Genomic DNA, 20,722 nt, shown 5'->3' with positions numbered 1-20,722 from the left:
AGCCTCAGCCTCCAATCGCCCAGCGGGCCCAGAAGCCGCCGAGAACTTCGAATTTCGCAAGGAACGCAATCAGCACGACCCAAGCCAGCGACAAGGGCAGGAACACTTTCCAGCCAATCCGCATCAGTTGGTCATAGCGGTAGCGCGGCACGATGGCCTTCACCATCGCGAACAGGAAGAAGAAGAAGGCCATCTTGATGATCATCCACCACCAGCCATCCGGCAGGAACGGGATGGGCGACAGCCAGCCGCCAAAGAACAGAATGCTCATCAGCGCGCACATCAGATAGATGGCGATATATTCGCCCGCCATGAACAACAGGAACGGGGTCGAGGAATATTCGACGAAGAACCCGGCCACCAGTTCCGATTCTGCTTCGGGCAGGTCAAAGGGGGGGCGGTTCGTTTCGGCCAAGGCCGAGATGAAAAACAGCACCACCATCGGCAGGTGTGGCAGCCAATACCAGTTGAACAGGCCCCAGTCGCCCTCTTGCGCCATCACGATATTCGACAGGTTCATACTGCCGGTCGAGATGATGATGCCGATGATGATCAGACCCAAAGACACCTCGTAAGAGATCATCTGGGCGGCCGAGCGCAAAGAGCCGAGGAACGGGTATTTCGAGTTTGACGCCCAGCCCCCCATGATCACGCCGTAGACTTCAAGGCTGGACATGGCAAAGACGAACAGGATCGCCACGTTGATATTCGCCAGAACCCAGCCGTCATCAAACGGGATCACCGCCCAAGCCATCATGGCCAGAACAAAGGACAACATCGGGGCCAGAAAGAACACGGGGCGGTCGGCCCCGGCCGGGATCACGATTTCCTTAAACACATATTTCGCGGCATCGGCCACGGTCTGCAACAGGCCCCAGGGGCCCACCACGTTGGGGCCGCGCCGCATCTGCACGGCGGCCCAGATCTTGCGGTCGCCATAGACAAGGAACAGCATCGAGATCATCACGAAGCCCACCACCAGCAGGGCCTGCGCTATGACCAGCACGGCCGTCCCCATGGGTGTCGCCAGAAAGTCCGTCATCTTCTAGTCCTCATCCTCAGACCGTCGGTATCGCTTGCTCACCACAATCGCGCACCGTCACTTCGGCGTCGATCGTCTTGAACCCGCGTGGCAAGGCTGCCGAGATAAGATACACCCCATCGCCCCGCCAAATGTTTCCATCCTTTGCCACGTTCGTTCGAACATGGCGCGCGAACCCGGCCCCCCGGATCAGCGCATATTGGGCCGCCGCACAGCGCGCATAGGCCTCGACATCGCGTTCATCGCGCGCCCCCGTCATGGCCACCCGAAAGCTGACCATGTCGCCATCCAAAAGCACCGTCTGGATGCCCTGATAGGCGGGGTTCGCGTCCCCCTGTGCCACCTCTCCCCCCGCCGCGCAAGCAGACACCGCCGCAAAAGCGGGGATCAGCAGCGCAAGAGGCAAGGCGTGGCGCATCGGCTTACTCCGCCGCAAGCGGGCTTGCCGCCCGCGACTTGGCCATGGCCGACAATTCGGCCATCACCGCACTTGCGCGCGCAATCGGGTTGGTCAGGTAGAAATCCTTGACCGCAGGCCGGAAGGTCGCCTTGGCCGGGTCGCGCAAAGGCACCCGAACCCAATCGTTTTCTGCCACCTGATCCACTTGGCCCAGATGCGCATGCGCAGCCACAAGGGCACGCCGCAAGCCGGCCATGCTGTCCCACGGCAGGATTGCCCCCAACTCGGCCGACAACGCCCGCAGGATCGCCCAGTTTTCCTTGGCCTCACCCGGCGCAAAGCCTGCGCGCAGGGCCAGTTGCGGGCGGCCTTCGGTGTTCACGAACAGGCCGTTTTCTTCGGTATAGGCAGCACCCGGCAGAATGATGTCAGCACGATGCGCGCCCCGATCGCCATGGCTGCCCTGATAGATCACCACGGGGCCTGCAGCGATTTCCACCTCATCGGCGCCAAGATTGTAGATCACCTCGGCCCCGTCCAGCGCCGCCGTCAGGCCACCATCCGTGACCGCCCCCACATCAATCGCGCCCACGCGCGCGGCTGCCGTGTGCAGAACCAACAGCTTGGCCCCCATGGCTTCGGCCAGTTTCATCGCTTGGCTCAGCACGGCTTCGCCATCGGCCTCATTCACCGCGCCCTGCCCCAGAATGACCAGCGCAGCTTCGGTTTCCTTGGCCTCTGCCGCCGCTTTGACCAGCGCGGCGCGATCAGTGCCCAAATGGCTGTAGTCATAGGTCAGATCGGCCGCCGCACCAATCAGCGACACCGTCGCCCCGTTGGCCCAGGCCTTGCGGATGCGCGCATTCAGCACCGCCGCTTCGTCGCGCGGGTTGGTGCCGATCAACACAATCGCCTTGGCTGCGTCGATATCTTCAATCGCCGCCGTGCCGACATAGGCCGACCGGTTGCCCGCGGGCAGTTTGCTGCCATCGGTGCGGCACTCGACCTTGCCGCCCAGACCTTCGATCAATTGCTTCAGGCTGAACACGGCCTCGACCGGGGCCAGATCGCCGACCAGACCGGCCACCTTTTTGCCCTTCATCGCCGCCGCAGCCGCGGCCAAAGCCTCGCCCCAGCCCGCTTTGCGCAACTTGCCGTTTTCCCGGATATAGGGCGTGTCAAGACGCTGGCGGCGCAGGCCATCCCAGATAAAGCGCGCCTTGTCGGAAATCCATTCCTCGTTCACGCCATCATGGTTGCGCGGAATGATCCGCATCACTTCGCGGCCCTTGGTATCGACACGAATGTTCGACCCCAGCGCATCCATCACGTCAATGCTCTCGGTCTTGGTCAACTCCCAAGGCCGGGCGGTAAAGGCGTAGGGTTTGCTGGTCAGCGCGCCCACCGGGCACAGGTCGATGATGTTGCCCTGCAGGTTCGAGGCCAGAGTTTCGTTCAGATAGCTGGTAATCTCGCTATCTTCCCCACGACCGGTCTGGCCCATCTGGGTGATGCCGGCCACTTCGGTCGTGAAACGCACACAGCGGGTGCACGAGATGCAACGCGTCATCGTGGTGGCTACCAGTGGCCCCAGGTTCAGATCTTCCGAGGCGCGCTTGGGTTCGCGATAGCGGCTGAAATCCATGCCATAAGCCATGGCCTGATCCTGCAAATCACACTCGCCCCCCTGATCGCAGATCGGGCAATCCAGCGGGTGGTTGATCAGCAAAAACTCCATCACGCCTTCGCGGGCCTTCTTGACCATCGGGCTGTTGGTCTTGACCACCGGCGCTTCGCCATTCGGGCCGGGGCGCAGATCGCGCACCTGCATGGCGCAACTGGCCGCGGGTTTGGGCGGGCCGCCAACGACCTCGACCAGACACATCCGGCAGTTCCCGGCAATCGTCAGACGCTCGTGATAGCAAAAGCGCGGAATTTCCACGCCTGCCACTTCGGCCGCCTGGATGATGGTCATCGCGCCATCCACCTCGACCTCGATGCCGTCAATGCTGATCTTCTTCAGGTTCGTCATCTGCTTACTCCGCAGCCATCCGGGCGCAGGCATGGGTTTTCCACAACTGTGCCTCTTTCAGATACGACCAGCCAAAGGCCTGATCGCTGTCCCCTTGCGCCGTAAGATGGGCCAGACGATCCAGCCCCTCTTGCAGCGTTGGCCGATGCCCGGCAGGCACCCACCACATTACGAAATGCATCGTGCCCAGAACCTCGAACCACTCGGCCCGCCGCTCATAGAACGTCCGGTGCACCGTGTTCCAGACGAAATGCTCAAGCGATTCAACATTTTCCCAAACCGTCAGGTTTGAGACATACTGCGGATCGCCGCCAATCTTGGTTTCGGTGTTCCCGGTGCCGGGTTCGCCCGATCCCTCCATCATCCAGACAAAGCCCGGCATCCGCCGACCCATGCTGTTGACACGGTCAAGCGCACCCATGAATTCGGCAACCCGAGGGTCGTCTGTCGGGGCCAGCAGGCGCCCGACATTCAGTTCGGCAAGATGCAAGCCTTTGGTCATTTCGTTGACCTCAGCAAATAGCCGATCAACGTGTTCTTCGCGATCTCTTCCTCACCGATCCGGCAATAGGCGTCGGGCTTGCCTGGAACGGCCCCCTTGGTCGCCAACCAGGCCGCCGCTTCGGCCTTGCCGCGCGCCTTTTCGGTCTTGTCGGTGACAAAGGCGCGCACCTCGGCCGAGGTATAGCCCTGCTTCAGCGCGTAATTCTTCAACTTGTTCAACTCGCCCAAGGCGCGCAGCGTGCGGGCCTCGATGGTGGGGCAGTTGTCGGCGATCGCATCACCGATAAAGCCCTGCAACAGGGTCTTGTTGATATGCTCTTCCTTGTTGATTGGCACCAGCGCAAAGGCGGGGGCGGCAGCCAACAGGGCGGCAAGGGCTAGGGGGATCAGTTTCATCAGGGCCTCCTTGGCATTCCATGCCAAGGACATAGGCGCAGCAGTGGCTGTTATGCGATGACAAGACCGGTCATTCACGCGGTTGTGGGCTGACAGAGGGTAAGGCATCAGACGCACCCCTCGACGAAAACCCATGCTCCGGCTTCGAAACGGTCATAGATGCTGCTGCGCAAAACCTTGCCCTGCCCCGCACATTCGGCGGCGGCCACCCGGCGCGCTGCGGCGCCCTGATGGTTGGCAAAGGCCGCGCCATTGTTGGTGACGCGCAAAGGCACAGCCGCAACGGGCCCCGGCGCGCGCGGCGCCGTCTGCACACAGCCAGCGGCTGCCAGTGCAAGGGTCAGGGTTGCGGCCATCCGTTTCACTCCGCCGCCATCGCGCCCATACGGCCCGTCTTCTTGGCCTTGATGCGGTCCTCGATCTCGTCGCGGAACGCGCGGATCAGGCCCTGGATAGGCCAGGCCGCCGCATCACCCAGCGCACAGATCGTGTGGCCTTCGACCTGCTTGGTGACACTCAGCAGCATGTCGATTTCCTCGACCTCGGCCTCGCCGCGCACCAAGCGATCCATCACACGCATCATCCAGCCGGTGCCTTCGCGGCAGGGTGTGCACTGGCCGCAGGATTCGTGCTTGTAGAATTTCGACAGGCGCCAGATCGCTTTGATCACATCCGTCGATTGATCCATCACGATCACAGCCGCCGTGCCAAGGCCCGAACGCTGTTCGCGCAGCCAGTCGAAATCCATGATCGCATCATCACATTGCGATTGCGTCAGCAACGGCACCGAAGAGCCACCGGGAATGACCGCCTTCAGGTTCTTCCAGCCGCCGCGCACACCGCCACAATGCTCGTCCAGCAACTGCTTCAGCGGGATCGACATGGCCTCTTCGACCACGCAAGGGTTGTTCACATGGCCCGAGATGCCAAACAGCTTGGTCCCCGCATTGTTCGGGCGGCCAAAGCTGGCGAACCATTCAGGCCCACGGCGCAAAATGGTGGGCACCACGGCAATCGATTCCACGTTGTTCACCGTTGTCGGGCACCCATACAGGCCCGAACCAGCCGGGAACGGCGGCTTCATCCGCGGCATGCCCTTCTTGCCCTCAAGGCTTTCCAAAAGCGCCGTTTCTTCGCCGCAGATATAGGCCCCTGCCCCGTGATGCAGATAGAGGTCGAAATCCCAACCCGATTGGGCCGCGTTCTTGCCCAGCATCCCGGCGTCATAGCATTCGTCGATCGCCGCCTGCAGGGCCTCACGCTCGCGGATATACTCGCCGCGAATGTAGATATAGCAGGTGTTGGCGTTCATCGCGAAAGACGCGATCAAGGCCCCTTCGATCAGCGTATGCGGATCGTGGCGCATGATTTCGCGGTCTTTGCAGGTGCCGGGTTCGGATTCATCGGCGTTGATCACCAGATAGGCCGGGCGACCATCCGACTGCTTGGGCATGAATGACCATTTCAGACCGGTGGGAAAGCCCGCACCGCCCCGGCCCCGCAGGCCCGATGCCTTCATCTGATCGATGATCTTGTCGCGCCCACGCGCGATGATCTCGGCCGTGCCATCCCAATGGCCGCGCTTCATGGCGCCTTTCAGGCTGCGGTCATGCATGCCGTAAAGGTTCGTGAAGATGCGGTCCTGATCCTTGAGCATATGCCCTTCTCCTTCAACCCTGACGCTTGCGCCAGATCTGATACGTCACCACCAGCGCCCAAAAGAACGCGGCCATAGCAGCAAAATCGGCCAGAATGGCATAACGGGGTTCCAACCCCAAACGCCCGCCCAGCCATTGCGCGCCCATCCACAGGATCATGGTGCCGGCGATCACAAAGGCCACAAGACGGGCCTGTCGTGCCAGATGCCGTTCACGTTCCGGGTCAGGATGCGCCATTCACCACCCTCATTCGTCCGTCGTCTTGGTCCGCAGGCGCAACGCCTCCGGCCCGTCTTTCACAATGATCCGGGCCTGTTCCACCCAGTTATCCCGGCTGATCCGGCCCTTGAAGCCCGTCATCTTGTCGTCAACCCAAGCCACATCTGCTTCGGTCCAGCGGGCGATCTGGTCATAGTGATAGACCCCCAGACCATTCAGCAGCTTTTCTAATGCCGGACCGATGCCTTCGATCACCTTCAGATCATCCGCCACGCCCCCGCGTGGGGCAGGCAAAGTGACGGGCCCAGCATCGCCGCGCGCCGTAGATGCCGATCCCGCCTGAACCGAGCTTTCCGACCCGCCCCAAGCAATCGTCAACACCATGCCGACACCCAGAAATACCAAGGCCGAGATGAAGGCCGATGGCATCAGATCCAATGCGCCTACACGCCACGCAACGGCAAAGGCCATGAAACCAGCAGGCGCTGCCAGAAGCCAAGCATCCAGACTGGGCGCATTCTTCATCTTCACCTGCGGCATCTTACGCTACTCCACCCGTGGCCCGTCGTGCTGGGCCAGCCTCTGACCGTCAGTAAACCTCACCCTTGTCAACGCGCTTTGAGAACTCTGTCTCGCCCCCCGCTGCCAGAACCTTGGCCTGTTCAACCCAAGCGTCGCGGCTGGCCCGGCCCTTGAACCCTTCAAGATTGCTGTCCACCCAAGCCAATTCTGCATCGGTCCAGGCAGCGATTTGGTCAAAGTGGAAAAAGCCAAGGCTGTGCAGCAGCTCTTCCAGCTTGGGGCCAACGCCCTTGATTTCTTTCAGATTGTCGGCCTTGCCGCCGCGCGCAGCCGAAAGCCCGGCAGGCTTGACGCCTTCCTCGGCGACGGCTTCACCTTCGGGCTTGGCTTTGGATACGGCAGGCGCCTCTTGCACCGTGACACCGGTGCCGTCGGCAGGCAGGCTTGCAGCGGGTTTGGCCTCGGCCGGCTTTGCCTTGGCGGGGGTGGCCTTGGCAGGCTTGCCCAGCCAGGGCATCGTCAGGGGCACTTCGGTGCCATCGATGCGCTTGACCGTATCGCCAATATCCACAGCCAACTGGGCCGAGGCGTTATACTGCGCCTTGCCGTTTTCAAATTCTTTCAGGCTGGTCAGCCCCTTCAGCGGCTCAGAGGCATAGCGGCCATTCTGCGGGCCTGCCACCGGCACCTCTCCCTTCGAGAACCGTGCAATCAACTCGCGCAGCTTCTCGGCCGTCAGGTCTTCGTAATAATCCTTGCCGATCTGGGCCATGGGTGCATTGGCGCAGGCCCCCATGCATTCAACTTCCTCCCACGAGAACTTGCCATCGGCCGACACCTGATGCGGGCCGGGGGCGATCAGCTCTTTGCAGACGGCAATCAGGTCTTCGGCCCCGCAGATCATGCAGCTTGTGGTGCCACAGATCTGCACATGGGCGAGCGAACCCACCGGTTGCAACTGGAACATGAAGTAGAACGTCGCCACTTCCAGCGCGCGGATATAGGCCATGCCCAACATGCCCGCGACATATTCAATCGCCGGGCGGGTCAGCCACCCGTGCTGTTCCTGCGCACGCCACAGCAGCGGAATGATCGCCGAAGCCTGACGCCCCTCGGGGTATTTTGAAATCTGCCCCTTGGCCCATTCCAGATTGGCGGGCGTGAATTCAAAAGAGGCAGGTTGGTCTTTGTGCAAACGGCGCAGCATTAGCGGTCGATCTCCCCGAACACGACATCCATCGTGCCGATGATGGCGGATACGTCGGCCAACTGGTGGCCTTTGGCGATGTAATCCATGGATTGCAGGTGCAAAAAGCCCGGCGCACGGATCTTGGCGCGATAAGGTTTGTTGGTGCCATCGGCCACCAGATACACCCCGAACTCGCCCTTTGGTGCCTCGACGGCGGCGTAAACTTCACCGGCAGGCACATGGAACCCTTCGGTATAAAGCTTGAAATGATGGATCAACGCTTCCATCGAGGTCTTCATCTCGCCGCGCTTGGGCGGGGTGATCTTGCCGCGCGCCAGCACATCGGTCTGGGCCGCAGGTTCGCGCAACTTGGCGCAGGCTTGCTGGATGATGCGGGTCGACTCGCGCATTTCCTGCATCCGGCACAGATAGCGATCATAGCAATCGCCGTTCTTGCCGACCGGGATCTGGAAGTCGAACTCGTCATAGCATTCATAGGGCTGTGCCCGGCGCAAATCCCACGCCAGACCCGAGCCACGCACCATGACGCCCGAATAGCCCCAATCAAGAATATCCTGCTCGGTCACGATGCCGATATCGGCATTGCGCTGCTTGAAGATGCGGTTTTCGGTCAGTAGGCCGTCGATATCATCCAGAACCCGCGGGAATTCCTCGGCCCAGATTTCGATATCATCAATCAGCGCGGGCGGCAGATCGACATGCACCCCGCCCGGCCGGAAATAGGCCGCGTGCAGCCGCGCGCCACAGGCACGCTCATAGAACACCATCAGCTTTTCACGCTCTTCAAAGCCCCACAGCGGCGGCGTCAGCGCGCCGACGTCCATGGCCTGCGTGGTCACGTTCAGCAGGTGGTTCAGCACCCGGCCGATCTCGGAATAAAGCACCCGGATCAGGCTGGCGCGGCGCGGCACCACTGTGCCAGTCAGCTTTTCAATCGCCAGACACCAGGCATGTTCCTGATTCATCGGCGCCACATAGTCGAGGCGGTCGAAATACGGCAGGTTTTGCAGATAGGTGCGGCTTTCCATCAGCTTTTCGGTGCCACGATGCAGCAGACCGATATGCGGATCGCAACGCTCGACAATCTCGCCGTCCAACTCCAGCACCAGGCGCAACACGCCGTGCGCCGCAGGGTGCTGAGGCCCGAAGTTCAGATTGAAATTGCGGATCTTCTGCTCGCCGGTCTCGAAATCTTTCGAGCCGTCATCATAGGTGTTCTTGCGGATATCGCCGTCCATCAGAAAGCTCCCTTAGGGTCGCAGGCCATCACTTTGCCCCCGCCTTGTCGTCGCCGGGCAGCACATATTGCGCACCTTCCCAGGGCGACATGAAATCGAACTGCCGATATTCCTGCACCAGCTTTACAGGCTCATAGACCACGCGCTTTTGCGCCTCGTCATAGCGCACCTCGGTATAGCCAGTTGTCGGAAAGTCCTTGCGCAACGGATGCCCACGAAAGCCGTAGTCGGTCAGAATGCGGCGCAGGTCGGGGTGGTTGGCAAAGATGATCCCGAACATGTCGAAAATCTCACGCTCAAACCAGTTGGCCGAGGGATGAACCTCGATGATCGAGGGCACCATATCCTCTTCGCCGATCGCCATCTTAACCCGAATGCGGTGGTTCTGATACATCGACAGAAAGTGATACACCACGTCAAAGCGCTTTTCGCGCGTCGGGTGATCGACGGCCGTGATATCGACCAGCGAGGAAAACCGGCACGCCCCGTCAACCCGCAGAAATTCGGCGAAATCCGCGATCCGGCCGGGCAGAACCTCAACCGTCAATTCACCAAAGGCCACGCTGGTTGAAACCACGTCGTTGGGGCGCTTCAATTCAATATGGGCGGCCAGTTCGTTCAGGGCGTCAGACATGGTCATTCCTCAGCGAGTCATTGTGCCGGTGCGGCGGATCTTGCGCTGCAACTGCAAAATTCCATACAGCAGGGCCTCGGCCGTGGGCGGGCACCCGGGCACATAGATATCAACCGGCACCACGCGATCGCAGCCCCGCACCACCGAATAGCTGTAGTGGTAATAGCCACCCCCATTGGCGCAACTGCCCATGCTGATCACATAGCGCGGCTCTGGCATCTGGTCATAGACCTTGCGCAGCGCCGGGGCCATCTTGTTGGTCAGCGTTCCGGCCACGATCATCAGATCCGACTGCCGCGGCGACGCGCGCGGGGCGGTGCCATAACGCTCCAGATCATAGCGCGGCATCGAGGTGTGCATCATCTCGACCGCACAGCAAGCCAGACCAAAGGTCATCCAGTGCAAACTGCCGGTGCGCGCCCAGTTGATGATATCCTCGGTCGAAGTCAGCAAGAAGCCTTTGTCCTGCAATTCGCGGTTCAGCGACTGAACAGCAACCTCGTTGTCGCCGCCCGCCGTGTTGGCACCTGTCATCACTCCCATTCCAGGGCCCCCTTCTTCCACTCATAGGCAAAGCCGATGGTCAGCACGCCCAGGAACACGATCATCGACCAAAAGGCCGCCATACTGATTTCGCCAAAGGCAACGGCCCAAGGGAACAGGAAGGCCACTTCGAGGTCGAAGATGATGAACAGGATCGACACCAGATAGAAACGGACGTCGAATTTCATCCGCGCATCGTCAAAAGCGTTGAACCCGCATTCATAGGCCGACACCTTTTCAGGGTCGGGATTGCGCACGGCCAGAACCGCGGCAGCAAGGATCAGGACAAGCCCAAGACCCACCGCAATCGCAAGCAGGATGACTATGGGAAGATACTCTCGGAGGAAAGGGTCCACGAGACGCTCCTTCGGCTGGCAAATGGCGAGCTACGGATGCTGGCGATCCGCTTGCACTCTTGTCGTTCCGTTTACTCTGCCCCCCGGTCGGGGTCAACGCAAACCGGGAGGGAATTGTGCAGATGCGGCAAAGGGCTTCACCCTTTGTATGCTGCCGAATACTGAAAATGCAGATGATCGACCATAGCCCGCATGCCCCAAGGAAGCGCGTCACCCCGACAGGCACGGCGCGGCTGAGTCGCCTAGTCAGCCAGCGGCACGGCCTCAACCGTCAGATCATTGGCCTGCGCCACCTGCCCCACCTCGTCACGGATGATCCGCGCGATCAGCGCGGCGTCGGTCAGACCAAAGGTCAGCGGCAGGCGCATGTCGATCAGCCCGGCCAGCACCCGGTCGGTTTGCGGCAGGGGCTGCGGATCGGCATAGCGCCAATGTTCGTATCGGCTGGTAAAGGCCACAGGTTCCGGCGCACCAAACCATTTCAATTCAACCCCGCGCGCCGCACAGCGCGCAACAAAGGCCCGCACCCGATCTGCCGACCAGTCAGGCAACAGGAATTGAAAGCTGCTGGCCACATAGGTTTCTGCCGCCGGCCGGCTGGTCAGCACCAACCCTTCGGTGCCCGCCAGCCCCTGTTCCATCACCTGATACAGCGCGTTCCAGCGCGCCCGACGATCATCCAGCATTGCAATCTGCGGTCGCAAGATGGCCGCCCGCAAGTTATCCATCCGCCCCGAGACATTGGGCACATCCAGACGGATCGTCTCAAACACCTCGGGCGGCGGCGCAGCGCGGTGGCGCGGATACAGCATATAGCTGCCCGACAGCAAAACCGCGCGTGCCGCAAGTTGGGGATCGTCGGTTGTCAGAAATCCGCCCTCACCCGAATTCATATGCTTGTAGGTCTGCGTCGAATAGCAGGCCATCACGCCAAACCGCCCCGACGGAATGCCATCCCACGCCGCCCCCATCGTATGGGCGCAATCTTCAACCACTTTGATGCCCAGCCGGTTGCACAGCGCCATCAGCGCATGCATATCGGCCAGATGGCCGCGCATATGGCTTAGCATCAGGATTTTTGAACCGGATTTGGCAGCCATTTCCGCTAAATTATCCAGATCAATCGTCAGATTGGCCGTGGTTTCCACAAAGACCGGGCGCGCGCCCAGGGCGGCAATCGCGCCGGGAACCGGGGCAAGGGTAAAGGCATTGGTCAAGACAGGCTGCCCCGCCACCACGCCCAAGGCGCGCAAGGCACATCCCATGGCATAGCCACCCGAGGCCACGGCAAGGCAGAATTTCGCCCCTGTATAGGCGGCGAATTCTTCTTCCAGCAGGGCGGTCTCGGCGATCTCGCCCGGCGCAGTGTTGTAACGGTGCAACCGCCCGTGCCGCAGCACGGCAATCGCAGCCTCGATCCCCGCCTCGGGGATCGGCTCTTGTTGGGTAAAGCTGCCAGTAAATCGTTCCATACCCACACCTTTGACTGCCTGATACATCCGGTCAACGGCCCCAGAGACGCTTTAGAAAACCGGTAAGCCGCATTCACCGAACCAGCATACGCCGCGCCAATTCCGGCAGATCATCATAATGGTCCAGCAGCGCCTCGGGGTCCAACCGCTGCACCCCCCGCCCCTCGGGTCCAAAGGTCACCAAAGCCACCGGAACGCCGACCGCAAGGCCCGTCTTACGGTCTGTCTCGGTGTCACCGATCAGCATGGATTGCGTCACTGCCCCGCCACAGCGCTCAACCGCCGCGACATAGGGTGCGGCATCGGGCTTGCGGGTGGGCAGGGTATCGGCCCCGATCAGCGCGCCGAACAGATCACGGATCCCCAGCCGCTGCGTCAGCGTCTGGGCCAGCCCCTCGGGCTTGTTGGTGCAGATCGACACCTTGAACCCATCGCGGCGCAGCGCCTGAACCGCCTCGACCGCCCCCGGATACAGGCGGGTATGTGTGTCAATCGCATCGGCATAGGCGGCCAGAAGTTTGGGGTAATAGGCGTCAATCTGCGCCTCGGTGCAGCCGCCCAACCGCGAAAACCCCAGCCGCAGCATGGCCCGCCCGCCATGAAAGGCCGTCAGCGTATCGTCGGGGCCCAGCATGTCGCCATGCCCAAGATCGCGGAAACAGGCATTGGCGGCGGCCAGCAGATCGCCACTGGTATCTGCCAAGGTTCCATCAAGGTCAAAGACCACTGTTTTCATTTCTGTCACCTTGTGTGAGGCGGCCACCCCTTGCGGCCCCGCCCCCACGGGGTAAAACGGGCGCAAGCATAAGGAAAGAGGCAGTATGGCGGTTTCTTTGGTACTTCTGGCCGCAGGCATGGGCACGCGGATGAATTCTGATCTGCCCAAGGTCTTGCATCACGTCGCGGGCAGCCCGCTGCTGCACCATGCCATGCAGGCCGGTCGCAGCCTTGACCCCGATCAGACCGTGGTCGTCGTGGGCCACGGGGCTGATCTGGTGGGCAAGGCCGCGCTTGCCTTTGACGACACCGCCCTGATCGTCGAACAAACCGAGCAAAAGGGCACCGCCCATGCCGTTGCACAGGCCGCCCCCCTTCTGGCCGATGCGGCGGGCGATGTCATCGTCTTGTATGGCGACACGCCCTTTGTGCGCCCCGAAACCCTGCAAGCGATGCAGGATGCCCGCCAGCGCCATGACATCGTGGTGCTGGGATTTCATGCCGCTGATCCGGGGCGCTATGGCCGCTTGATCACCCAAGGTGACGCGTTGCACCGAATCGTCGAGTTCAAGGATGCAACGGATCAGGAACGTGGCATAACCCTCTGCAACTCGGGGGTTATCTGCGCCAATGCCAAGCTGATGTTTGATCTGGTGGCCGCTGTTCAACCCAACAACGCGGCTGGTGAATATTACCTGACCGATATCATTGAAATCGCGCGCGGCCGTGGCCATACCGCCGGGGTTGTGATCTGCGACGAGGCCGAGACACTGGGCGTGAACACCCGCGCGCAACTGGCTGATGCGGAACGGCAATTTCAGATCCGCGCAAGGGCAGAGGCGCTGGAGAACGGCATCACCCTGACCGCGCCCGAAACGGTGTTCTTTGGGTTCGACACCGTGATTGGCCGCGACGCCATCGTGGGGCCGAATGTCATCTTTGGCCCCGGTGTCACGGTCGAGTCAGGGGCCGAGATCCGCGCCTTTTGCCACCTTGAGGGCTGTCACATCAGCCGTGGTGCAACTGTCGGCCCCTTTGCCCGCCTGCGGCCCGGTGCCGAACTGGCCGAGGATGTGCATGTCGGAAATTTTGTCGAGATCAAGAATGCGATCCTTGATGAGGGCGTCAAGGTCGGCCATCTGACCTATCTGGGGGATGCCGATGTGGGGGAGCATACGAATATCGGCGCGGGCACCATCACCTGCAATTATGATGGCGTGATGAAGCACCGCACCACCATCGGGAAACGGGTTTTCATCGGCTCGGACACGATGCTGGTGGCCCCGGTCAGGGTGGGCGACGGCGCGCTGACCGCCAGCGGGTCGGTCATCACCAATGACGTTCCTGCCGAAGATCTGGCCATTGCGCGCGCGCCGCAGGTGAACAAGGCCGGTCTGGCCACCAAGTTGTTTGATCGTCTGCGCGCGATCAAAGCGAAAAAGGGTAAGTAAATGTGTGGAATCGTTGGCGTTCTGGGCAACCATGAAGTTGCCCCCCTGCTGGTCGAGGCGCTGAAGCGGCTGGAATATCGCGGCTATGACAGCGCCGGCATCGCCACGGTGCACAACGGCAAACTGGATCGGCGCCGGGCCGTGGGCAAACTGGTCAACCTGTCTGATCTGTTGGTGCATGATCCGCTGCCGGGCAAGGCTGGCATCGGCCATACCCGCTGGGCCACCCATGGCGGCCCTTCGGTGGTGAATGCCCACCCGCACAAGGCCGGGCCCGTGGCCGTGGTGCATAACGGCATCATCGAGAATTTTCGCGATCTGCGGCAAGAGCTTGCCGATGCGGGCTTTGTGCAGGAAAGCCAGACCGACACAGAAACCATTGCCCTGTTGATGCAGCAGGCGATGGCCACAGGTGCCAGCGCAACCGAGGCGGCCCGCCAGACACTCAAGCGTCTGCATGGGGCCTTTGCGCTGTGCTTTTTGTTCGACGGCGAAGAAGATCTGCTGATTTGCGCCCGCAAAGGCAGCCCCTTGGCCATCGGCCATGGCGATGGCGAGATGTTTGTAGGGTCTGATGCCATTGCCCTGGCCCCCATGACCGACCGCATCACCTATCTGGAGGAAGGCGACTGGGCCGTGATCACCCGCAAGGGTGCCGAAATCTATGACGCGGCCGACCGTCGCGCCAACCGGGCCGAGACACGCATCCAGATTGATGCCACGCGCGTGGAAAAGGCGGGCTACAAGCATTTCATGGCCAAGGAAATCGCCGAGCAGCCGGCCGTGATCGCCGATGCCTTGAAAGGCTATACCCAGAACGGCCAGTTGAACCTGCCCGACACGCTGAACTTCACGGATATTGATCGCGTGGTTCTGGTGGCCTGCGGAACGGCCAGTTATGCGTGCCATGTGGCAAAATACTGGTTTGAACAAATCGCAGGCCTGCCCGCCGAGATCGACATCGCCAGCGAGTTCCGCTATCGCGACCCCGTCTTGTCACCCAAAGCCATGGCCGTGTTTGTCAGCCAATCCGGCGAAACTGCCGACACATTGGCCGCCCTGCGCCATGTGGTCGAAAAGGTGGCCAAGGTCGTATCGGTGGTCAATGTGCCGACCTCGTCCATCGCGCGGGAATCTGATCTGAGCCTGCCCATTCACGCCGGGGTCGAGGTGGGCGTTGCCTCGACCAAGGCCTTTACCTGCCAACTGACGGTGCTGGCACTGATGGCGCTGAAAGCGGGCCTTGATCGTGGCCGCCTGACGCCCGCACAAGTGGCCGAGCATATCGAGGCACTGGGCGCCTTGCCCGGCCTAATGAATGTTGCGTTGCAATTGTCAGACAAGATCAAGGACATCGCCGAAGATTTGGCCGAGGCGCAGGATGTGCTGTTTCTGGGGCGCGGGCCGATGTTCCCCCTTGCCCTTGAGGGCGCGCTGAAACTGAAGGAAATCAGCTACATCCACGCCGAAGGTTATGCATCGGGCGAACTAAAGCACGGCCCCATCGCCCTGATCGACAACCGCGTGCCGGTGATTGTGCTGGCGCCGCGTGATGGCCTGTTCGACAAGACCGTGTCGAACATGCAAGAGGTGATGGCGCGCAATGGCAAGGTGCTGCTGCTGTCTGATGCCACCGGCATTGCCGAGGCCGGGCAGGACTGTTGGAAAACCATTGCGATGCCCCCGGTGCCCGCCGCCTTTGCGCCGATCCTGTATTCGGTGCCTGCGCAGCTTTTGGCCTATCACACCGCCATCGCCAAAGGCACCGATGTCGATCAGCCGCGCAATCTGGCAAAATCCGTGACGGTGGAATGATCCGCCCTAGCTTTCGGGATCATGGTCTCGGAGGCTGACATGCACAGACGGTTCTTTCTTCTTGGTGCCTTTGCCCTGGCAGGTTGCGCCAGCGCCCCACCTTCCCCGCGCATTGCCACGCGGCCCGTCACGCTGAACCAGGCGTTTCTGGGCCGTAAGACCGGCAGGGGCCATTTCAGGGTCTGGCTGACCGGCGATGAACGCCGCTTCAGCGCCCGGCTGAATGGCACCCTGTCGCAGGGCGGCAACCGCCTGACGGTGGTCGAGGATTTTCTATACGACGATGGTCAGCAAGACCGCCTGACCTGGGTGTTCGATCGCACCGGCCCCGGCCGCTGGACCGGGCGGCGCGAAGACACGGTCGGACAGGCCGAGGTGATCGAGGCCAACGGCGAAATCCGTTTGCGCTATACGGCTGATTTCAAATCACCCTCGGGTGTCAACCGATTGGGCTTTGAAGATGTGATTTACCTGCGCGACGATGGGGTGATCGTCAATGATGCCATTGTATCGCGGGCCGGAATCCCTGTAGCTGCGGTCAGGTTCGAAATCCGAGGATAGCGATGATCACGGCCCAAGACGCCCTTTTGGCCCTGCAAGCAGAAGCCAATGCCGAAAAGGCCGCCGAAATGGCGGCCTATCACAAGGCACCGCGCCCCTATCTGGGCCTTTCCGTGCCGCAGATCGAGCTGCATGTTGCCGCCTGGCGGGCCGAATTGTCGGTTGAAGACCGCGTCGCGTTGGCGGGCGGTCTGTGGGACAGTGACGTGCACGAGGCCCGCGTTGCGGCGGCCAAACTGCTGACGCAGGCGCGTATGCGCCCCGACCAAGGTGCGTGGGATCTGATCGCCGCCTGGGCGCAGGGCTTTGACGCCTGGGCCCTGGCCGATCATGCGACGATCGCGGGGCAAAAACGGGTGGTGGCCGATCCGTCACGACTGGATCAGGTTGAAGGGTGGACCACCAGCGAAAACCTGTGGACCCGCCGCGCAGCGTTGGTCATCACCCTGCCATGGGCCAAGATGAACAACCCCAAACCACAAGATCTTGAGATCCGTGAAAGGGTGCTGGCCTGGGCCGAGGCCTATGTGCCCGACCGTGACTGGTTCATCCAGAAAGTCGTGGCCTGGTGGCTGCGTGACCTGTCAAAACACGATGCGGGCCGGGTGCGGGATTTTCTGTATGGCCCCGGCCAGAACCTTAAGACCTTTGCCCGCAAGGAAGCTGCGCAATATCTTACGGACGACTGATCTGCCCGCCCCCCACCGCCGCGGGCACCCCAGTGGTCAGCGGCGCGCTGGTGGGCAGGCCCCGCATCACCCGCACCGCCAGATAGGCAAAGGCCTGCGCCTCCAGCATATCGCCATTCAGGCCAATCATCTCAACCGGCTGCACATCGGCTGGCAGGCGCTGCGACAGGGCCTGCATCATCGCACCATTGTGCCGGCCCCCGCCACAGACCAGAACCCGCGAGACCGGGGTCGGGAAATGCTCGGCCCCTTTGGCAACGGCGGCGGCAGCGCAGGCCAGCAAAGTGGCCGCAGCATCGGCATCAGACAGGCCAGCCACCAAACCAGACAGCGCCGGAAAATCATTCCGGTCCAGGGATTTTGGCGGCATCTTGTAAAAATAGGCCTGGCGCAGAAACTGCGCGACCACGTCCTCATCCACTCGGCCGACGGACGCCAAGGCCCCGCCTTCATCCAGCGCCAGCCCGCGCCGCGCCAGCATCAGATCATTGACCGGGGCATTGGCAGGCCCTGTGTCAAAGGCCATCAGCGCCCCATGTGCCTCGGGGCCTGACTGACGCGGATCAACCCAAGTGACATTGCCCACGCCGCCCAGATTCAAAAAGGCGACGGGCTGATCAAGTGCCGCCCATCTGGCGCAGGCAAAATGGAAAAACGGCGCAAGCGGCGCCCCCTGCCCACCCATGGTGATGTCATTGCTGCGAAAATCCCAGACCACAGGCAGCCCCAGCACCTCGGCCAGCAGCGCCCCGTTTCCGGCCTGATGCGTGCCGCGACCGCGCGGATCATGCGCCAAGGTCTGGCCGTGAAATCCCACGACCTCTGCCCCGGAAAACCGCGACAACAACTCGGCATGCGCCGTCTCTACCACATCCGCCGCCGCCGCCACGGCCGCATCCCCCGGCCAGGCCCCAAAGGCCGCCCGGATCACCTCTTGCTCGGGTGCGGAATAGGGGCGATAGGCATGGGGGCCAAATTCCAGAATGCTGATGCCATCGGTCAGCACCATGGCCGCATCCACCCCATCCAGCGATGTGCCCGACATCGCCCCCAAAGCCCAAACCGGCCCACCCTTCAACATCTTTCCAAGACCCCGCCGTGGCGCTATACCCGCCCCATTCTATGACATGAGGCCGCAATGACCTACCACCCGAAATCAGATTTCATGCGCGTGATGATGACCCGTGGCTTTCTGGCCGATTGCACGGATTATCAGGCGCTGGACGAGGCCTGTCTGAACGGTGTGGTTCCGGGCTATATCGGCTTTGACGCCACGGCCAAGTCGCTGCATGTCGGATCGCTGATCCAGATCATGATGCTGCGCTGGCTGCAAAAATGCGGCGGCAAGCCGATTGTGCTGATGGGCGGCGGCACCACCAAGATCGGCGATCCCAGCTTTCGTGCCGATGAACGCCCGCTGCTGACCGATGCCCAGATCGACGACAACATCGCCGGCATCAAACGCGCCTTCGCGCCCTATGTCAGCTTTGGCGACGGGCCGACCGATGCCATCATGGTCAACAATGCCGAATGGCTGGACAGCCTGAATTACATCGGTTTCCTGCGCGATATTGGCCGGCACTTCAGCGTCAACCGGATGCTGTCGTTTGAATCGGTGAAGTCACGGCTTGACCGCGAACAATCGCTGTCCTTCCTCGAATTCAACTACATGATCCTGCAAGCCTATGATTTTCTGGAACTGAACCGCCGCTATGGCTGTCTTGTGCAGATGGGCGGATCGGATCAGTGGGGCAATATCGTCAACGGCGTCGATCTGACCCGCCGCGTGATCGACCATCAGGTCTTTGGCCTGACCTCGCCGCTTTTGACCACATCTGATGGCAAGAAGATGGGCAAGTCGCAGAACGGGGCTGTCTGGCTGAATGCCGACATGTATTCGCCCTATGAATTCTGGCAGTTCTGGCGCAACACCACCGATGCCGATGTGGGGCGTTTTCTCAAACTCTACACCGAACTGCCGCTTGAAGATTGCGACCGTCTGCGCGCGCTGCAGGGGTCTGAGATCAACGCTGCGAAGATCATTCTTGCCAATGCCGTGACCACCCTTTTGCATGGGCCCGAGGCGGCACAGGCCGCCGAAGCCACTGCGCGCGAAGTGTTTGAAAAGGGCGGCATCGGCGACGATCTGCCCACCGTCACCATCGCGGCAGACGAAATGGCCGAGGGCCTTGGCATCGTGCAACTGTTCGTGCGGGCGGGGCTTGCGGCCAGTGGCAAGGATGCCAAGCGCCTGATTTCCGAAGGCGGGGCGCGGATCAATGATGAGATCATCACCGATGCCGGCTTGCGCCTTGGCGCGGGCGATCTGGCCGAACCGCTGAAGCTGACGGCCGGCAAAAAGCGCCACGCGCTGGTCACTCTGGGCTAAGGGCCGCGCCCCTTTGTCTTGCAAATGAAAAAGCCCGGCCCCCCTCAGGGGCCGGGCGTGGTTCAAGACCGTGGGGTGCGGGCTTAGCGCGCGCTGGTCACAGCGCGGCCTGTCAGCACCTTGACCAGATTGGCGCGATAGGCGGCCGTTCCGTGCAGATCGCTGATCAGATTGCCCGCATCCACCGTCAACCCCGACAGAACCGAAGGCGAGAAATCCGCAGCCAAGGCCGTTTCCGCTTCGGTCCAGCGGAACACGCCCTCATTTGACGCACCCGTAACGGCCACGCGCACGCCATCTGCATATTTGGCCACGAACACCCCCGTCAGCGCAAAGCGGCTGGCAGGCTGGTTGAACTTTACATAAGCGGCCTTTTGCGGCACCGGGAAGATCACGCTGGTGATGAACTCCCCTTCCTCCAGCGCCGTGGTGAACAGACCCTGAAAGTAGTCATCCGCAGCGATCTTGCGGGTGTTGGTCACCACCGTCGCCCCCGAGGCCAGAACCGCCGACGGATAGCAGGCGGCCGGGTCGTTGTTGGCGACCGATCCGCCAATCGTTCCCCGATTGCGCACAGCAGGATCACCGATGCCACCCGCAAGGCTGGCCAGCGCCGGGTAATGGGCCGCAGCGTCACGCGCCACCACGGCATGGGGGGTCGCGGCGCCGACATGCAGGCCACCATCACCCATGCACACGCCTTGCATCTCGGAAATCCCGGTCAGGCTGACCAGAACTTCGGGGGCTGCAAGCCGCTGCTTCATGGTCGGCAACAGCGTCTGCCCACCCGACAGCGCTTGCGCGCCATCCGATGACAGGGCCTTGGCCGCCTCGGCAATCGACGAGGGTTTGACAAATTCGAAATTATGCATGG

General features: G+C 61.7%; 23 protein-coding genes. 5 read left to right on the top strand and 18 right to left on the bottom strand.

Translation table 11 applies throughout. The features are described from left to right. Positions 1-4: 4 nt before the first annotated feature. The 16 genes from nuoH to V3C85_RS09725 all read right to left on the bottom strand — a co-directional run bounded on the left by nuoH (position 5) and on the right by V3C85_RS09725 (position 12,962). Positions 5-1,042, bottom strand: a complete 1,038-nt coding sequence (gene nuoH, locus V3C85_RS09800; protein ID WP_331794903.1) for an NADH-quinone oxidoreductase subunit NuoH — start codon at positions 1,040-1,042, stop codon at positions 5-7. A 16-nt stretch (positions 1,043-1,058) separates the two neighbouring features. Then, positions 1,059-1,460 (bottom strand): hypothetical protein, encoded by a 402-nt coding sequence (locus tag V3C85_RS09795; RefSeq protein WP_331794902.1) that lies wholly within the window; start codon positions 1,458-1,460, stop codon positions 1,059-1,061. 4 nt (positions 1,461-1,464) lie between these two features. Then, positions 1,465-3,474 carry an NADH-quinone oxidoreductase subunit NuoG gene (gene nuoG, locus V3C85_RS09790; RefSeq protein ID WP_331794901.1) on the bottom strand — a complete coding sequence of 670 codons (2,010 nt, stop codon included), beginning with the start codon at positions 3,472-3,474 and terminating at the stop codon, positions 1,465-1,467. A 4-nt stretch (positions 3,475-3,478) separates the two neighbouring features. Continuing rightward, positions 3,479-3,976, bottom strand: coding sequence for a DUF3291 domain-containing protein (locus V3C85_RS09785; protein ID WP_331794900.1), 498 nt, complete (start codon positions 3,974-3,976; stop codon positions 3,479-3,481). Continuing rightward, entirely contained in the window at positions 3,973-4,374 is a 402-nt protein-coding gene (locus V3C85_RS09780; protein WP_331794899.1) for a DUF5333 domain-containing protein, read from the bottom strand. The genes V3C85_RS09785 and V3C85_RS09780 overlap by 4 nt, the downstream gene beginning before the upstream one ends. 107 nt (positions 4,375-4,481) lie before the next feature. After that, positions 4,482-4,730 carry a hypothetical protein gene (locus tag V3C85_RS09775; protein ID WP_331794898.1) on the bottom strand — a complete coding sequence of 83 codons (249 nt, stop codon included), beginning with the start codon at positions 4,728-4,730 and terminating at the stop codon, positions 4,482-4,484. Between the two features lie 5 nt (positions 4,731-4,735). Continuing rightward, positions 4,736-6,031 carry an NADH-quinone oxidoreductase subunit NuoF gene (gene nuoF, locus V3C85_RS09770; RefSeq protein ID WP_331794897.1) on the bottom strand — a complete coding sequence of 432 codons (1,296 nt, stop codon included), beginning with the start codon at positions 6,029-6,031 and terminating at the stop codon, positions 4,736-4,738. A gap of 13 nt (positions 6,032-6,044) precedes the next feature. Next, positions 6,045-6,269, bottom strand: a complete 225-nt coding sequence (locus V3C85_RS09765) for a DUF5337 domain-containing protein (RefSeq protein ID WP_331794896.1) — start codon at positions 6,267-6,269, stop codon at positions 6,045-6,047. Positions 6,270-6,278: 9 nt separating this feature from the next. Beyond that, a complete protein-coding gene (locus V3C85_RS09760) occupies positions 6,279-6,791 on the bottom strand; it encodes a hypothetical protein (RefSeq protein WP_331794895.1) in 513 nt (170 codons plus the stop codon). Between the two features lie 49 nt (positions 6,792-6,840). Beyond that, positions 6,841-7,980 carry an NADH-quinone oxidoreductase subunit NuoE gene (gene nuoE / locus V3C85_RS09755; protein ID WP_331794894.1) on the bottom strand — a complete coding sequence of 380 codons (1,140 nt, stop codon included), beginning with the start codon at positions 7,978-7,980 and terminating at the stop codon, positions 6,841-6,843. Next, on the bottom strand, positions 7,980-9,221 hold the full coding sequence (locus V3C85_RS09750; protein ID WP_331794893.1) for an NADH-quinone oxidoreductase subunit D: 1,242 nt from the start codon (positions 9,219-9,221) through the stop codon (positions 7,980-7,982). Before V3C85_RS09750 ends, nuoE begins: the two co-directional genes overlap by 1 nt. A 28-nt stretch (positions 9,222-9,249) precedes the next feature. Next, positions 9,250-9,855 (bottom strand): NADH-quinone oxidoreductase subunit C, encoded by a 606-nt coding sequence (locus V3C85_RS09745; protein ID WP_331794892.1) that lies wholly within the window; start codon positions 9,853-9,855, stop codon positions 9,250-9,252. 9 nt (positions 9,856-9,864) lie between these two features. Next, on the bottom strand, positions 9,865-10,398 hold the full coding sequence (locus V3C85_RS09740) for a NuoB/complex I 20 kDa subunit family protein (protein WP_331794891.1): 534 nt from the start codon (positions 10,396-10,398) through the stop codon (positions 9,865-9,867). Beyond that, positions 10,389-10,754: an NADH-quinone oxidoreductase subunit A gene (locus V3C85_RS09735; RefSeq protein WP_331794890.1), complete on the bottom strand. Its 366-nt coding sequence runs from the start codon at positions 10,752-10,754 to the stop codon at positions 10,389-10,391. Before V3C85_RS09735 ends, V3C85_RS09740 begins: the two co-directional genes overlap by 10 nt. Positions 10,755-10,996: 242 nt before the next feature. Then, positions 10,997-12,226 (bottom strand): DegT/DnrJ/EryC1/StrS family aminotransferase, encoded by a 1,230-nt coding sequence (locus V3C85_RS09730; RefSeq protein ID WP_331794889.1) that lies wholly within the window; start codon positions 12,224-12,226, stop codon positions 10,997-10,999. A 73-nt stretch (positions 12,227-12,299) separates the two neighbouring features. After that, positions 12,300-12,962 (bottom strand): HAD-IA family hydrolase, encoded by a 663-nt coding sequence (locus V3C85_RS09725; protein WP_331794888.1) that lies wholly within the window; start codon positions 12,960-12,962, stop codon positions 12,300-12,302. 85 nt (positions 12,963-13,047) lie between these two features. Here V3C85_RS09725 and glmU point away from each other — a divergent pair, with 85 nt between their 5' ends. Genes glmU through V3C85_RS09705 form a run of 4 tightly spaced genes read left to right on the top strand, consistent with a single transcriptional unit; the run spans position 13,048 to position 17,459 of the window. After that, complete coding sequence (gene glmU, locus V3C85_RS09720) at positions 13,048-14,394, top strand: bifunctional UDP-N-acetylglucosamine diphosphorylase/glucosamine-1-phosphate N-acetyltransferase GlmU (protein ID WP_331794887.1); 1,347 nt, start codon at positions 13,048-13,050, stop codon at positions 14,392-14,394. Further along, positions 14,395-16,209 (top strand): glutamine--fructose-6-phosphate transaminase (isomerizing), encoded by a 1,815-nt coding sequence (glmS, locus tag V3C85_RS09715; RefSeq protein WP_331794886.1) that lies wholly within the window; start codon positions 14,395-14,397, stop codon positions 16,207-16,209. Between the two features lie 39 nt (positions 16,210-16,248). After that, complete coding sequence (locus tag V3C85_RS09710; protein WP_331794885.1) at positions 16,249-16,770, top strand: DUF3833 family protein; 522 nt, start codon at positions 16,249-16,251, stop codon at positions 16,768-16,770. A gap of 2 nt (positions 16,771-16,772) precedes the next feature. After that, positions 16,773-17,459: a DNA alkylation repair protein gene (locus V3C85_RS09705; RefSeq protein ID WP_331794884.1), complete on the top strand. Its 687-nt coding sequence runs from the start codon at positions 16,773-16,775 to the stop codon at positions 17,457-17,459. On the opposite strand, the gene V3C85_RS09700 is transcribed toward V3C85_RS09705, so the two are convergent. Beyond that, positions 17,446-18,540: an anhydro-N-acetylmuramic acid kinase gene (locus tag V3C85_RS09700; protein ID WP_331794883.1), complete on the bottom strand. Its 1,095-nt coding sequence runs from the start codon at positions 18,538-18,540 to the stop codon at positions 17,446-17,448. The genes V3C85_RS09705 and V3C85_RS09700 overlap by 14 nt on opposite strands. 57 nt (positions 18,541-18,597) lie before the next feature. On the opposite strand from V3C85_RS09700, the gene tyrS reads away from it, so the two are divergent. Next, positions 18,598-19,848 (top strand): tyrosine--tRNA ligase, encoded by a 1,251-nt coding sequence (gene tyrS, locus V3C85_RS09695; RefSeq protein WP_331794882.1) that lies wholly within the window; start codon positions 18,598-18,600, stop codon positions 19,846-19,848. A gap of 83 nt (positions 19,849-19,931) precedes the next feature. Here the strand turns inward: tyrS and V3C85_RS09690 are convergent, their stop codons facing one another. Then, positions 19,932-20,720: an FAD binding domain-containing protein gene (locus tag V3C85_RS09690; RefSeq protein ID WP_331794881.1), complete on the bottom strand. Its 789-nt coding sequence runs from the start codon at positions 20,718-20,720 to the stop codon at positions 19,932-19,934. Positions 20,721-20,722: the final 2 nt, after the last annotated feature.

It is taken from the genome of Pseudotabrizicola sp. L79 (assembly GCF_036553525.1).
Classification (GTDB): Bacteria; Pseudomonadota; Alphaproteobacteria; order Rhodobacterales; family Rhodobacteraceae; genus Pseudotabrizicola.
The sequence above is the reverse complement of the archived record's forward strand: the minus strand, read 5'-3'. Positions and strand labels throughout refer to the sequence as shown.